At 70.3% G+C, this 14,200-nt stretch carries 13 protein-coding genes, 1 pseudogene and 1 riboswitch; of the genes and pseudogenes, 6 read left to right on the top strand and 8 right to left on the bottom strand.

The genetic code is table 11. The features are described 5' to 3' along the window. The 5 genes and pseudogenes from NB3_RS32650 to gcvP all read left to right on the top strand — a co-directional run. Positions 1-461 (top strand): annotated as a pseudogene (locus NB3_RS32650) (transcriptional regulator FtsR); the annotation flags it as partial. 160 nt (positions 462-621) lie between these two features. Next, on the top strand, positions 622-1,095 hold the full coding sequence (locus NB3_RS32645) for a bifunctional nuclease family protein (RefSeq protein ID WP_040866482.1): 474 nt from the start codon (positions 622-624) through the stop codon (positions 1,093-1,095). A 187-nt stretch (positions 1,096-1,282) separates the two neighbouring features. Continuing rightward, complete coding sequence (locus NB3_RS32640; protein WP_067811025.1) at positions 1,283-1,840, top strand: MerR family transcriptional regulator; 558 nt, start codon at positions 1,283-1,285, stop codon at positions 1,838-1,840. A 132-nt stretch (positions 1,841-1,972) separates the two neighbouring features. Beyond that, positions 1,973-3,325 (top strand): M14 family zinc carboxypeptidase, encoded by a 1,353-nt coding sequence (locus NB3_RS32635; RefSeq protein ID WP_067811022.1) that lies wholly within the window; start codon positions 1,973-1,975, stop codon positions 3,323-3,325. Positions 3,326-3,426: 101 nt separating this feature from the next. After that, a riboswitch (glycine riboswitch) is annotated at positions 3,427-3,527 on the top strand. A gap of 157 nt (positions 3,528-3,684) precedes the next feature. Beyond that, the gene (gcvP, locus tag NB3_RS32630) at positions 3,685-6,495 is read left to right on the top strand and encodes an aminomethyl-transferring glycine dehydrogenase (RefSeq protein ID WP_067811020.1); all 2,811 of its coding nucleotides are present in this window, start codon (positions 3,685-3,687) and stop codon (positions 6,493-6,495) included. Positions 6,496-6,520: 25 nt separating this feature from the next. Here the strand turns inward: gcvP and NB3_RS32625 are convergent, their stop codons facing one another. The 7 genes from NB3_RS32625 to NB3_RS32595 all read right to left on the bottom strand — a co-directional run bounded on the left by NB3_RS32625 (position 6,521) and on the right by NB3_RS32595 (position 12,119). Beyond that, a complete protein-coding gene (locus NB3_RS32625) occupies positions 6,521-7,003 on the bottom strand; it encodes an SRPBCC family protein (RefSeq protein ID WP_067811018.1) in 483 nt (160 codons plus the stop codon). After that, positions 7,000-7,341, bottom strand: a complete 342-nt coding sequence (locus NB3_RS32620; protein WP_067811016.1) for an ArsR/SmtB family transcription factor — start codon at positions 7,339-7,341, stop codon at positions 7,000-7,002. The genes NB3_RS32625 and NB3_RS32620 overlap by 4 nt, the downstream gene beginning before the upstream one ends. A gap of 77 nt (positions 7,342-7,418) precedes the next feature. Continuing rightward, entirely contained in the window at positions 7,419-9,026 is a 1,608-nt protein-coding gene (locus NB3_RS32615) for a VWA domain-containing protein (protein ID WP_244892172.1), read from the bottom strand. 165 nt (positions 9,027-9,191) lie between these two features. Continuing rightward, entirely contained in the window at positions 9,192-9,464 is a 273-nt protein-coding gene (locus NB3_RS32610; protein WP_067811012.1) for a WhiB family transcriptional regulator, read from the bottom strand. Positions 9,465-9,492: 28 nt separating this feature from the next. Then, positions 9,493-10,038 (bottom strand): HNH endonuclease, encoded by a 546-nt coding sequence (locus NB3_RS32605; RefSeq protein WP_067811036.1) that lies wholly within the window; start codon positions 10,036-10,038, stop codon positions 9,493-9,495. 301 nt (positions 10,039-10,339) lie between these two features. After that, positions 10,340-10,867: a DM13 domain-containing protein gene (locus NB3_RS32600; protein ID WP_067811009.1), complete on the bottom strand. Its 528-nt coding sequence runs from the start codon at positions 10,865-10,867 to the stop codon at positions 10,340-10,342. Positions 10,868-10,979: 112 nt separating this feature from the next. Then, positions 10,980-12,119 (bottom strand): acyl-CoA dehydrogenase family protein, encoded by a 1,140-nt coding sequence (locus tag NB3_RS32595; RefSeq protein WP_067811006.1) that lies wholly within the window; start codon positions 12,117-12,119, stop codon positions 10,980-10,982. An 88-nt stretch (positions 12,120-12,207) separates the two neighbouring features. Between NB3_RS32595 and NB3_RS32590 the strand changes: the two genes are divergently transcribed. Further along, positions 12,208-12,906, top strand: coding sequence for a winged helix-turn-helix transcriptional regulator (locus NB3_RS32590; RefSeq protein ID WP_067811003.1), 699 nt, complete (start codon positions 12,208-12,210; stop codon positions 12,904-12,906). Between the two features lie 4 nt (positions 12,907-12,910). On the opposite strand, the gene NB3_RS32585 is transcribed toward NB3_RS32590, so the two are convergent. Next, complete coding sequence (locus NB3_RS32585; RefSeq protein ID WP_067811000.1) at positions 12,911-14,200, bottom strand: acyl-CoA dehydrogenase family protein; 1,290 nt, start codon at positions 14,198-14,200, stop codon at positions 12,911-12,913.

Below are 14,200 nucleotides of genomic sequence, written 5' to 3'. Positions count from 1 at the left end.
CCGAGCGTGGCGCGCGCCCGGTGGCCGCGCCGCGCAGGCTCGGTGTCGTGCCGAGCGAGATCTCCCCGGAAGACCTGCGGTTCGATCACGAGATCCGGGTCACCCGGGCCGATCTGCTCGAGCAGGCGGGGATCGAGGAGAAGTTCCTCAACGACCTCATCCGGGCCAACCTGATCACGCCGGGCCCGGCGGGATACTTCGACGCGGACGCCGTCACGCTGGCCAGAACGGCGCGGGCGATGGCCGAATTCGGTTTGGAGGCACGGCATCTGCGTGCCTTCAAGCTCGCCGCCGACCGGGAGGCCGCGCTGGTGGCGCAGATCGTCGCCCCGATCGCGAAGAGCCGGGACGCGGGTGCGCGCGCCCGCGCGGAGGAGACGGTGCGCGAACTGGCCGCGCTGTCGCTGACCTTGCACACCTGTCTGGTCAAGTCCTCGGTCCGGGGCTCGCTCGGGGGCTGACCCCCGCCGGGCTCCGGAGCCCTGAGGTCGCGGCGACCCAACACCCTGATCTCCGCTGTGCAGACGGATCGCTGGACCGGTGCCGGTTCGCCTAGACTCGTGGTACGGCGAGCTCTGCAGCGGTCATGCCGGGCCGGCGGCGAGTATGGGAGGCAGTGCGATGAGCGAAATGCGCGTGATCGGCATCCGTGTCGAGCAGCCACAGAACCAGCCCGTGCTGTTGCTCCGCGAAGTGGCGGGCGACCGGTATCTGCCGATCTGGATCGGGCAAGCCGAGGCGACGGCGATCGTGCTCGAGCAGGAGGGGGTGACCCCGATCCGCCCGCTGACGCACGACCTGATCAAGATCCTGATCACCGAGCTGGGGCACACCCTGAAGGAAGTGCGGATCGTCGATCTGCAGGAGGGCACCTTCTACGCGGATCTGGTCTTCGAGAACGATCTGCGGATCTCGGCGCGACCGTCGGATTCGGTTGCGATCGCCTTGCGGGTGGGTTGCCCGATCCATGCCGAGGAGTCGGTTCTGGAGGAAGCCGGTCTCGTCATGCCGGACGAGCGCGAGGACGAGGTGGAGAAGTTCAAGGAATTCCTGGAGTCGGTGTCTCCCGACGACTTCAAGGCGACCGATAGCTGAAGTAGAGGTCGAGACTTTCCCCGCGCGTCGCGTTTGGCTCGATGACGCCGCTGGCTGGACAATCGTGGGGAGTAATCTCGACAGTTGGGCCACGACCGTTTCGGCCGAATCCGCACCGATTCGGTCGGTGACGGCGCCGGGTCATCGATGAGGCTGGGAATGCGTCGGCGAAGCAAGGGAGTGGTCAGTGGCAGAGCAATCGCAGGATGTGGTACAGCCAGGACTGTTCCCCGACGACTCGGTACCCGACGACATGGTCGGCTATCGCGTGCCCAGTGCGTGTCAGGTGGCGGGAATCACCTACCGGCAGCTCGACTACTGGGCGCGCACCGGTCTGGTGGTGCCCTCCATCCGCAGCGCGGCGGGTTCGGGTAGTCAGCGGCTGTACTCGTTCAAGGACATCCTGGTCCTGAAGATCGTCAAGCGGCTGCTCGACGCGGGCATCTCGCTGCAGAACATCCGGATCGCCGTCGATCATCTGCGCAGTCGAGGGGTGCAGGACTTGGCGGGGATCACGCTGTTCTCGGACGGCACCTCGGTGTACGAGTGCACCTCGGCCGAGGAGGTCGTCGATTTACTGCAGGGCGGGCAGGGCGTCTTCGGGATCGCGGTGAGCGGCGCCATGCGCGAGCTGACCGGGGCCATCGCGAACTTCCCCGCGGAGCGCGCGTCGGCGATCACCGAACGTCCGGAGGACGAGCTGTCGTTCCGTCGCAAGGCGCGGATGAACCGCAAGACGGGCTAGGTTTCGCGCGGTTCGGCGAACACAATGAACAAAACGCTCTCACGGCCGGGTAAGGCGTGCAGCCTCCCGGCCGTGGTGCGTGACAGCGCCGTCGGCGGCGGGAAGGGCCGGCGGCAGCGAGAGGGGGGCGTTATGCAGACAGGCGACATCACCGGGCTCGTCGGCCCGATCGGCCGCATCGATGCGTTCCCGACCGTCGACGAGCTGAACCGATTCGCCGACGTGCTGGCGGCCGGTCATCCGGACCGGATCTCGATCACCGAGCTCGGACGTTCCCGCGGGGGTGACCCGATTCGGGAGGTGACGGTCGGATCCGGCGACCGGCACATCCTGGTGTTCGGCAATCCGCATCCGAACGAGCCCATCGGCATGGCCACGATCCGTCACCTGCTCGGCAGGATGGCGGCGGACGAGGCGGTGACGGTGGGCGCCACTTGGCATTTCCTGCTGTGCGTCGACCCGGACGGCACGCGGCTGAACGAGGGATGGTTCACCGGTCCGCACACCAGAACCGGTGTGGCGCGCGGCTTCTACCGGCCACCCGCCATCGAGCAGCCGGAATGGTGCTTCCCGACCGAGTGGCGGGGCAGGCGGGTGGGGGTGCCGTTGCCGGAGACGAAGGCGATGATGGCGTTGATCGACCGCACGCGGCCCGCGCTGATCGCCTCGCTGCACAACGCGGAATTCGGCGGTGGGTTCTTCTACACCTCCGGCGGCGCTCCCGAGTACTGGTCGGCGCTGACCGCGGGCCTCTCCGCCGCCGGCGTGCCGATCCACCAGGGCGAGCCCGACGCGCCGGGCGCTCGCACGCTGGCGCCGGGGGTGTTCGAGCTGCCGCTGTTCGGGGCGATGGCGGATCTGCTCGCGGCCCAAGGCCTCGACGCGGTCGCCGCGCTGGGCGGGGGCGGCTGCCGGGACTACGCGGCGCGGTACGGCACGGCGATCCTGGTCTGCGAATTGCCGCTCTGGGTGGACTCGCGCATCGGTGACGGCTCGGCGGGCGACCGGGTGCTCGGCGACCTGCTCGACGCCACGGCCGCCGACTATCGGGCCATGGCCGATGTCGCCGCCGAGGTACTGGCCCGCGTCGACGGCGCACTGAGCGGTCGCAGCCCGTTCGAGCGGTCGGTGCGCGCGCTGGTCGCCGGGTTGCCCGCGCTCGCCGTGAGCAGACAGTCCGTGCCGCAGCGGGATCGGATCGCGACCAGGGGCGAGATCTTCGTCGAGCAGTACGACTGGACCGCGATGCTGCGCCTGCGGCTGGGCGGCATGCTGCTGCGCCTGCTGGAGGACGAGTACGCACGCGGCGGCGCCACGGTGCTGGCCGCCGAGCGCGACCGATTCGCCGCGGTGTTCGACCGATGGTGCGCCGACGTGGAGCACAACGCGCCCGGCTTCGCGGTGCCACTGGCTCGTCTGGTCGGCATTCAAGCGGAGTCGATCCTGCTCGCCGCGACGAGGCTGCGCGCAGGACTGGCCATCTGACGGGCGATGCCCGCTCGCTCCGCGAGTGACCAGAACGACACGGGGCGGGCGGGGTCCCGTGGCGCGCTCCGGCGTGTCGTCGGCTTAGACTGGCGGTGCGTCGCCGCCGTGCGGGAGAGCCTCGGTCCGGAAACGAGTCCGAGCGCCGAAGGAGCAGCACCTCCCCGTCAATCTCTCAGGCAAAAAGGACCGTGCGGGCTTCGACGCCTCTGGAAAGCGGCGGCTTCGAGCCGCCCGCCCATGGGGAAAGGGACTCGGCCACCGGTCGTGGTACCCGAATCTCTCAGGCGCCACGACAGAGGGGGAGGGCCGGTACCCGTCGACCGCCCGGTCGACCCCGCCCGACCTTGGGAGCTGTTGTGACTCGCTCATTCGCCGACCGCCATATCGGACCCGACCAGGAGGAACTGGCCCGGATCCTGGACGTCGTCGGCGTGTCGTCGCTGGACGAGCTGGCCGCCGCCGCGCTGCCCGCCACCATCCTGGACGGCGACGGCCTGGCCGGGCTGCCCGCCGCGGGCTCCGAGCACGAGGTGCTCGCCGAACTGGCCGGACTGGCCGCGTCCAACACCGTGGCGACCTCGATGATCGGGCTCGGCTACTACGACACGCTGACCCCGCCGGTGCTGGTGCGCAATCTGCTGGAGAACCCGGCCTGGTACACCGCCTACACGCCCTATCAACCCGAGATCAGCCAGGGCAGGCTGGAGGCGCTGCTCAACTTCCAGACCATGGTGTCGGAGCTGACCGGCATGGATGTCGCCAACGCCTCCATGCTGGACGAGGCCACCGCCGCCGCCGAGGCGATGACGCTGCTGCGTCGCGCGGGTCGAAACAAGTCCGCCCGGCTGGTCGTCGATCGTGACCTGTTCCCGCAGACCAAGACGGTGCTCTACACCCGGGCCGAGCCGCTGGGCCTGGAGATCGTGGAGGCGGATCTGTCCGCCGGGGAGCTGCCCGAGGGAGAGTTCTTCGGTGTGCTGGCGCAAACTCCCGGAGCTTCCGGTCGCATCGTCGACCTGACCGAGGTGATCGCCGCCGCACACGACCGTGGTGCCCTCGTCGCGGTCGGGGCCGATCTGCTGGCGATGACGCTGATCACGCCGCCCGGTGAGCAGGGCGCCGACGTGTGTTTCGGCACCACCCAGCGTTTCGGTGTCCCGCTCGGTTTCGGCGGCCCGCACGCCGGATACCTCGCGGTGCGCCAGGCGCAGGCCCGCCAGCTACCCGGCCGCCTGGTCGGCGTCTCGGTGGACGCGGACGGCGCCGTCGCCTACCGCCTCGCCTTGCAGACCCGGGAGCAGCACATCCGCCGGGAGAAGGCGACCTCGAACATCTGCACCGCGCAGGTGCTGCTCGCGGTCGTGGCCGCGATGTACGCGGCCTACCACGGCGCCGACGGGCTGCGGGCGATCGCACGCCGGGTGCACGGGCACGCCGCGGCCATCGCGGCCGGGCTGGACGGCGCCGTGGTGCACGACAGCTTCTTCGACACCGTGCTCGCGCACGTGCCCAGCGGCGCGGAAGCCGTTGTGGCGAAAGCGAAGTCGCGTGGCATCAATCTGCGCCTGGTCGACGCCGATCACGTCGGCATCGCTTGTGACGAGGCCACCACCGACGCGCATGTCGCGGCCGTGCTGGAATCCTTCGGCACCGCGGTGTCGGCCGAGTCCGGCGCGCCCGCGCCCGTCGCGGCGATCGAGAACCGCACCTCGGAGTTCCTGACCCACCCTGCGTTCACGAAGTACCGCACCGAGACGGCGATGCTGCGGTATCTGCGCGCGCTGTCCGACAAGGACATCGCGCTGGACCGCAGCATGATCCCGCTGGGCTCCTGCACCATGAAGCTCAACGCCACCGCCGAGATGGAGGCCATCACCTGGCCCGGTTTCGCGCGGGTGCATCCCTACGCGCCGGTCGAGGACGCGCCCGGCCTGCTGCGGGTGATCGCGGACCTGGAACGCTGGCTGTCGGACATCACCGGCTACGACTCGGTGAGCCTGCAGCCCAACGCGGGCAGCCAGGGCGAATACGCGGGGCTGCTGGCCATCCGCCGCTACCACCTCGATCGCGGCGACACCCAGCGCGACACCTGCCTCATCCCGTCGAGCGCGCACGGCACGAACGCGGCGTCGGCGGCCATGGCCGGGCTGCGCGTGGAGGTGGTGAAGTGCCGCGCCAACGGCGACGTCGACCTCGACGACCTGCGCGCCAAGATCGCCGATCACGCCGATCGCCTGGCCTGCATCATGATCACCTATCCGTCCACCCACGGCGTCTACGAGCACGAGGTCGCCGAGTTGTGCGCGCTGGTGCACGACGCGGGCGGTCAGGTCTACGTGGACGGCGCGAACCTGAACGCGCTGGTCGGACTCGCGCGACCGGGACGGTTCGGCGGCGACGTGAGCCATCTGAACCTGCACAAGACGTTCTGCATCCCGCACGGTGGCGGCGGCCCCGGGGTCGGTCCGGTCGCGGTGCGCGCGCACCTGGCGCGGTACCTGCCCGGCGACCCGCTGGAAGCCGGGTCGCACGCGGTGTCGGCCGCGAAGTACGGCTCGGCTTCGATCCTCCCGATCACCTGGGCCTATATCCGCATGATGGGCGCCGACGGGCTGCGCCGCGCCACGCTGTCGGCGATCGCTTCGGCGAACTACATCGCGCGGCGGCTGGACGAGTACTTCCCGGTGCTCTACACCGGCGAGCGCGGCATGGTGGCGCACGAGTGCATCCTGGACCTGCGCGAGATCACCAAACGCACCGGCGTCACCGTCGACGATGTGGCGAAACGACTGGCTGACTACGGTTTTCACGCGCCGACGATGAGTTTCCCGGTGGCGGGCACGTTGATGGTCGAGCCCACCGAGAGCGAGAACCTCGCCGAGCTGGACGATTTCATCGAGGCGATGATCGCGATCCGGGCGGAGATCGACCAGGTCGCCGCCGGCGTGTGGCCGGTGACCGACAACCCGCTGCGCGGCGCGCCGCACACCGCGGCGTCGCTGGTGGGGGAGTGGGATCACCCCTACAGCCGGGAAGTCGCCGTGTATCCGCGCGGTCTTGGGCATGCCAGGGCGAAGGTGTGGCCGCCGGTGCGCCGGATCGACGGCGCCTACGGCGACCGGAACCTGGTGTGCGCCTGCCCGCCGCTGGAGGCATACGCGGACTGACCACCGGTCCGGTCGCGGATCGGCCTCACCGCGCGGCGGCCACCTTCGCGTAGGTGTTGGCCAGGTCCGGCCAGCCGCCCGCGCTGCCGACGGCGTCGTGCATGGACTCCCAGCCCGGTCCGTGCCTGTCGAAACCGGAGTGCACCAGGGTGACGGCGGTGCGGTCGGGAGTAACGGCCGAGAACGTGACATCCACGCGGCTGGCCCGCTCGGGATCGGGGTCGTGCTTCCAATCCAGGCCGATCTGCCAGGAGAACGCGAAGTGGGTCGGCGGCTGCCACACCAGCACCGTGCCCCAGGGGCATTCGGTGCCGTCGTCTTCGCGGCCGAGGCAGCGGCCGCCGACGCGCGGCTCGATCACCTCCTCGGCGAGCCTGCCGCCGCCGATGTGGTGCGCACGAGGCCACCAGCTGTCGATGCCGGTGGTGAACACCTCGTAGGCGATCTCGATGGGTGCGTCGACGACGAGTTCGACGCGTACGTCCTTGTCGCTGGCCTGCTGTGTCATGACTGCTCCTGGTCGGTGGCTCGTGCTCGGGCGGCCCTCCGCTCGGCTTCGTCCTGGAAAGCCGACATCGCGGTGGTCCAGAACCGCGTGAAATACACGCGTAGTGCGTCGATACCGGTGGGATTCAGGCGGTACACCCGGCGGGTGCCGACCGCCTCGTGGGTCACCAATCCGGCTCGCTCCAGCACCTTGAGGTGCTGGGACACCGCGGGCCTGCTCACCGGCAGGTCCGCGGCCAGCTGCCCGACCGCGCACGGCCCCTTGCCGAGGCGCTCGAAGATCGCCCGCCTCGTCGGGTCGCCCAGCGCGTCCAGCGCCGCATCTCGGTAAGTCCCCACGAACCGTAAGTCTAGACTTACCAAATGGAGCTGTCCAGAGTGCCGGGCGGGAGTTCTGTCTTCGTCAGAGGACGGCGCTACGGCGTGGTGAGAGCCTTGACGACGGCGGAGCCGAAGCCGATGTCGTCGGAGGTGGTCACCCGGGTGTAGTTCCCACCGGTCTGTTTCGCCAGGTCCTGGAGCGTCTGAGTGCCGCTGCCGCCGATCACGACGACGTCGACTCGCACCGGCCGGGCGCGGTCGGCGGCCGCGGTGATGTCCGCGGCCAACTGGGTGCCGGTGACCGACGAGTCATCGTCGGGTCCGTCGGTGATCAGCAGCACCGAGTTGGTGCGGCTCGGCGTGTACCCGGCGACGGCGCTCTTGTACGCCGCGATCAGCGACGGGTAGGCCTGGTCCGACCGGTTCTCACTCGCGCGCACCGAACCGAGCGCGGTGCCGATCTTCGTGCGCTGGTCGGTGGTCAGCGGGGCGGTCGCCGCGGCCACCTGGTACGGCGTGCTGCCGTCGAGGTTCTTGCCGAAGGTCCAGACGCCGAGGCCGAATTCGGGCGGCATGACCGTCATCGTGGAATTCAGCGCGGCCAGGACGTTCGCCAGACGGGTGGTGGCGCCCTCCGTGGTTCCCATCGACGCCGACACGTCGACCAGGACCGTGGACCGCACGCCGAGCACGGGATCGGCCAAGGTGGCACGCACCTTGTCGAGCGCGCCACGGGGCGGGACGGCGGCAGCGGTCTGCGGCGCACCGGCGAAGCCCGCCGCGATGAAAGCTTGCGCCTGCTCGGGCTTGCGCAGGTAGTCGGTGAACCGCCCGGCGATGAGGTTCTGCGTCTTGTCCACCCACGCGCCGGACATCAAGGCGGCCGGGTAATCGGCCACGAGTGCGGACCCGGCGGGCCGGAACGCCGCGACGCCGGGAATCCCCTTCAGTTGCTGTTCGGTAGCGGCAATCGCGTGCATGGGCGCGTCCTGTGCGGTGAGCTTCGTCAGCGCGGCGGCGGCGTCGGACGCTTCGGGAGCGTCGGCGGCGAGCCCGGAGATCGCGGCGACCACCTGGCCGGATCGTGCGGCCTGCTCGCTGAGCGGTTCAGCGCCCGAGACCGCGGAGCCGACCGCCGTGGCCGCGGCGAGCGTGGCGTCACCCGAGGGCAGGGCCATCCGCAATCCGCCCCAGCCGTCGAGGCCGATCTCGCCGAGCGAGCCCTGCTGCAACCGCGGCAGGTCCGCCCAGGACACGTCGGCCTGTTCCAGGGCGCGACGCAGATCCTCCGGCACCGCGAGCACGATCGGGCTGGCGGCGACGGGCACCGGCGTGCCCTCGATCAGGCCGGGAACCCGCATGGACTCGATGGAACGGGTCGAATCGGCGATCCACAGCGCCGGCTGTGGGCCGAGCGCATGATCCCACGGCTTGCCGCTGGTGAACGCCGCGACGACCGCGGAGGAAGGCTGCGCGGTCACCTCGACTCGCGCGCAGTGGTCGCGCACCTTCGGCTGCGTGGCGTTGTAGCCGTCCGCCGCGGCGCGCACCTGCGCGGCGATGCCGGGATCGGCGGTGACGTAGAGCGTCGCGGGCCCCTCCACGCATTCGGCTGCCGCCGCGCTGTCCTGATTCGCCGCGCGATCGCGCAACTGGAACCAGCCGACGACGATCGCGGCCAGTAACGCAACGGCGACCACCACGATAACCGGACCTTTGCTGACGCCCCGGGATCTGGTTGCGCTGCGATGAGTGCCCACGCGCACAGTGTATGGTCACCGGCGCCGGGCGAAGTCGTCGAGGCTCCCCGTACCGGTGCGGTTGCGCTGGCCCGCCGCCGTGCCGGACGGCACGACGGCGCAGCCCCCTCAGTCGCGGATCACTCGTCCGCGGTCGAACTCGTGCCCGCCCCAGACGCCGGATTGCCCGGTGCGCCCCGCGAACTCACCACAGGCTTCCCGGATCGGGCAGCGCGCGCAGACTTGCCTGGCGTAGTCGAAGTCCTGGGACGGGTACGGGAACCAGGCCTCGTGGTTCGGGTCGCCGCGGCAGGCCGCCCGGTGCCACCCTCGGGAATCCGAGAGCGGAAGCAGGTCGGACAGGGTCGGCTCCGCGACGGCGGTGATCTCGGTGCGCGTCATCGCGATCTTCTCCTTTCTCGGGTCGTGGTCAGGTCGCGGCGAGTTGCTTCCAGATCCGGCGCTGCTGCCGGATCCGGTGGGTGGGGGCCTTCGGCTCCCAGAGCAGGCGCATGCCCGCCTCCTGCGGGGTGCGGTCCGCCTTGGTCGTGTTGCACGGCGCGCAGCAGGCCACGAGGTTGCTCCAGGTGTTCGGTCCGCCCCGCGACCGCGGCCGGACGTGGTCGACGGTGCGCGCCCACCCGGCGCAGTAGCCGCACCGGTTCCGGTCGCGGCGCAGCACGCCCGCCAGGGTGGCCCTGCTCTCGTCGTGCACCGCCACGGTGTGCTCGAGGTAGACGTAGCGCAGCAACCGGATCGCCTGCGGCAGAGCGATTTCCCGGTGCCGGGACCGGATCGGGAAGTACGGCTCACGGTCGGCGACGGACTCCGCGGCTCCGGCGACCAGCAGCACGACGGCCCGGTCGGCCTTGATCTCGTCGAGCGCCTCGTAGGAGGCGTTCAGCACGAGCACCCCGGTGTGTATCCAGTTGTCGGCGGTTATCGCCGCCTGATCGGCGGCACGACGGAACGTCATGGGAATCACCATGTTTCGTGCGAGGTGGAGCGAAGGAGAGGGATGCGGCGATCAGCCGAGGGTCTGGAGGCGGCTGTCGACCGGTTCGCCGTGCCGCGCGCGCAACGGACTGCCGAACGCGTCGTCCGTGGCCGACGATCGCGCCGCGGGGGTATTCATTCGTTTCGTCTGCTCCGGGATCACTGCCGCCCCTCCTCTCCACTGCTCTGCGGCCGCCTCGAGACGGTGGCCGGTGTCGAAACACATGGTGGCACAGCGCACCCGCCGTTGTCGGGTCATTTTCCGGCGGCGGCGCGGTGGGTCAGGCCGGTCGCAGTTCGGCCGCGCCGAAGGACACGTCGAACCGGTCGCACCAGATCGCGACGCTGGTCAGCCGGGCCAGGTCGGCATCGGCGGGAATGGGGTAGTTCTGCGAGCCGTGGTTGCCTTTGAGCTTGCCCAGATCGGTGTGGTCGCCGTCGTCGAAGACGAACCACCCGTCGCGGCCCGCGCGCACCGGCGCGTCGGTGAGCCAGACGTGCAGGTCGGGGCCGTCGGACGTGTCGAGGTCGGTCAACCGCAGCACTCTGCTGCCGTCGGGCAGCAGCAGGACGGTGACAGCGCCGGTGGTGGCGTGCTCGTGGGAGACAAAGGTGCCCTCGGCGATGGTGCGCGGCTGCGCCGGCCCGCCCGGTGCGGGGGAGGCCGACGGCGCGGCCTCCTGCACGGTGGTGTCGGTGAACAGCCGCCACGGCTGGAATACGGCCAGTCCCGCGCCCAGGCCCACGATCAGCAGCACCGCCGTCACCCAGGTGATCGGCGATCGAGCGATGCTCCGTGCGGACGCCATGGCTGCTCCTCGAAGTGTCGTCGGGTGACCGGAAGGGCTGGTGCACCGCGCGGGGAAACTCGCCCCCATCCGAGTATGGGGGCGAGCGCGGGCGGCGTTAGCGGAAAGGACGTCATCCGATCGGGGAGTGTCCGAGCAGGACGTGACCGGTGAAGTGGGTCTGCTTGGCCCTCGGCAGCGGGTGGAACAGGCAGCCGTGCACGTCGCGGTAGCGCATCTCCAGTTCGCAGTCGCGTGAAAATCCGAGCCCGCCAACGGTTTCGATGGCGAGGCGGACTGTCCGCACGAGCGCGTCCGCGGCGGCGGTCTTGCGGCTGAGCGTCCGGCTCGCGTACTGATCGGTGTTGGCGAAACGCAGATCCTCCGACCCGGTGAACATGGCGTCCACGAGATCGCCCGCGGTGGTGTGCGCGGTGGCCATCTCACCGGCCACTTGGACGGTCGGCGCGTCGGCCCGGCCCGCCGCCAGCGCGGTGGCCAGGTCGACCGCGCCGTCGGCGATGCCGAGGTAGGCCGCCATCACCAGCGGCATCGCCGCGCCGATCACGACGTTCAACAGCGGCGGCCACACGGTCGCCGGGCGGATGAGCGACACCGCCGCGTCGGGCACGAACACGTCGTCGAGCACCACGGTGTGCGAGCCACTGGCCCGCAAACCCAAAGTGTCCCAAGTCTTCTCGATCCGGACACCATCGGAGGCGAACGGGATCGCGCAGTGCAGCACCTGCGGCCCGTCGGGTGCGTCGTCCCAGCGCACGCTGGTCACCAGGACGGTGCCCGCCTCGCATCCGCTGGCAGGCGCTTTGCGCGCGTGCACCCGGTAGCCGCCGTCGACCCGCTCGGCGCGGCCGCCCGAGCCGACCCAGTCGGAGGCGCCGGTGCTGACCAGGATCGCGCCCGACACCACCTTGGCGAACAGGGGCGCGGCATCGACGCCGTGGTTGTGCCGCCACACCTGGGCGGCGACCAGGTGCGTGTGCATCGCGAAGGCGACCGCGGTGGAGGGATCGTGGCGGCCGAGCTCGCGCAGGATCGCGCCCATCTCGCGGTGCGTGACCCCGCCACCGCCGAACTCGGCGGGAACGAGAGCCGCCGACAGCCCGCTCTCGCGCAGCGAGTCGAACGCGGCGAGGGAGATCTCGCCGGAGCGGTCGCGGGCGGCGACCTCGGGACGGAGGGCTTCGCCGACGCGGCGTGCGCGGGCGATCCAGTCGGTGGTGATGTCGGTGGGGGCAGGAGCTGTAGTGGTCATGTTTCGAAGTTAGGAACGGCCGCGATAACCGGATAGTGCAGAAAGTGGACCGCCCCGGTCCGGCAACGAGACCCGTTCGCGAGGTGCCATGACGACTTCGACGCCGAGTTACGGCCAGTACTGCCCGATCTCCCGGGCGCTCGACGTGGTGGGCGAGCGCTGGTCGCTGCTCATCCTGCGCGACCTGCTGCTGGGCACCACCCGGTTCAACGACCTCGCGCGCGGCCTGCCCGGCCTGTCGCGCAGCCTGCTCGCCAAACGCCTGCGCCAGTTCGAGCGAGCCGGGCTGGTGGCGAAACCGGGCGGAGAGTACCTGCTCACCGACGCCGGGCGGGACCTGGAGCCGATCCTGTTCGGGCTCGGCGAATGGGGTGCGCGCTGGACCTTCGGCGCGCCGCGCGACGACGAGCGCGACCCGGCGCTGCTGGTGTGGTGGATGCACACCAGGGTGGACACCTCGTCGTTCCCCGGCCGTCGTCACGTGCTGCACGTGCGCTTCACCGACGACCTGCGCCGATTCTGGATCGTGGTCGAGGCGGGCGTGCCGTCGGTCTGCGAATCCGATCCCGGCTATCCCGTCGACGTCGCGATCAGCTCCGACGTCGCCTCCCTGTACCAGGTGTGGCTGGGGCGGCTGCCGCTGGCGCACGCGCTGCGGGCAGGCCGGGTGGCGTTCACCGGCCCGCCCGCGCTCACCCGCCGGATGCCGTCGGTGCTGCGGCTCAGTCCCGTCGCGGAGTACGCGGACACCTCGCACCTGGAGGCGCCGACCCGCCGCGCGTCGTGAACCGTCAGAGATTCCCTACGACGTGCTCGAGACGCCGGGCGACCAGTTCCCGCGCCTTTTCACGCAGCGCGGGCCGGTACCCACTCGGATACACCGGGTCGCCCGGGGCGTAGTCCTTCAGCACCTCCTTCGCGAGGGTGATCTTGTGGACCTCGGTCGGTCCGTCGGCGATGGCCATCACCTCCGCGTAGCTGAGCATGTCGACGAACGGCAGGTCCTGGCTGACGCCGAGCGCGCCGTGCAGGTGCAGTGCGCGCTGGGCGATGTCGTGCATCACCTTCGGCATGGCGACCTTGATCGCGGCGATGTCCTTGCGCACCTTCTTGTAGTCCTTCTCCTTGTCGATGCGCCAGGCCGTGCGCAGCACCAGCAACCGGAACTGCTCCATCTCGATCCAGCTGTCGGCGATGCGTTCCTGGGTCATCTGCAATCCGGCCAGCGGGCCGCCGCGCATCGGGCGCGAGACCGCCCGCTCGGCCATCATGTCGAACGCTTTGCGCACCATGGCGACGGTGCGCATCGCGTGGTGCACCCGCCCGCCGCCCAAACGGGTCTGCGCGACGACGAAACCCTCGCCCTCCGCGCCGAGCAGGTGGTCGGCGGGGACGCGGACGTCGGTGAACCGCAGGTGGCCTTCGTGCTCGCTGAATCCGGCGACGTGGTAGTTCTTGACGATCTCCAGTCCGGGCGCGCCCGCGGGCACGATGAACATCGACATGCCCTTGTACGGGCTGACGTCGGGATCGGTCACCACCATCACGATGTGGAAGGCGGCGAACTCCGCGTTGGAGTTGAACCACTTCTCCCCGTTGATCACCCACTCGTCACCGTCGCGCACCGCGCGGGTCCGGAACAGCGTCGGGTCCGAGCCGCCGGTCGGCTCGGTCATCACATAGCACGAGCCGATCTCCCCGGCCAGCAGCGGCTCGAGATAGGTCTTCTTCTGCTCCGGCGTGCCGTAGTGGGCGAGGATCTCCGCGTTGCCGGAATCCGGCGCCTGACAGCCGAATACCGACGGCGCCCACACCGAGGTGCCGAGCACCTCGTTGAGCAAGGCGAGCTTCATCTGCCCGTAGCCGGGGCCGCCCAGTTCCGGCCCGAGGTGGCAGGCCCACAGGCCCTGCTCCTTCACCCGCTCCTGCAACGGCCGCAGCAGCGCCATCGCCTCGCGGTCGGTGCGGTCGTACGGATTGGGGTAGAGCAGGTCCAGCGGCTCCACTTCGGTGCGGACGAACTCCGCCGCCCAGTCCAGCTTGCGCTGGTATTCCGGGTCGGTCTCGAAATCCCACGCCAT

The sequence above is a fragment of the Nocardia beijingensis NBRC 16342 genome, assembly GCF_001612785.1.
Taxonomy (GTDB): domain Bacteria; phylum Actinomycetota; class Actinomycetes; order Mycobacteriales; family Mycobacteriaceae; genus Nocardia; species Nocardia beijingensis.
This window is presented reverse-complemented; position numbering and strand designations above follow the sequence as displayed.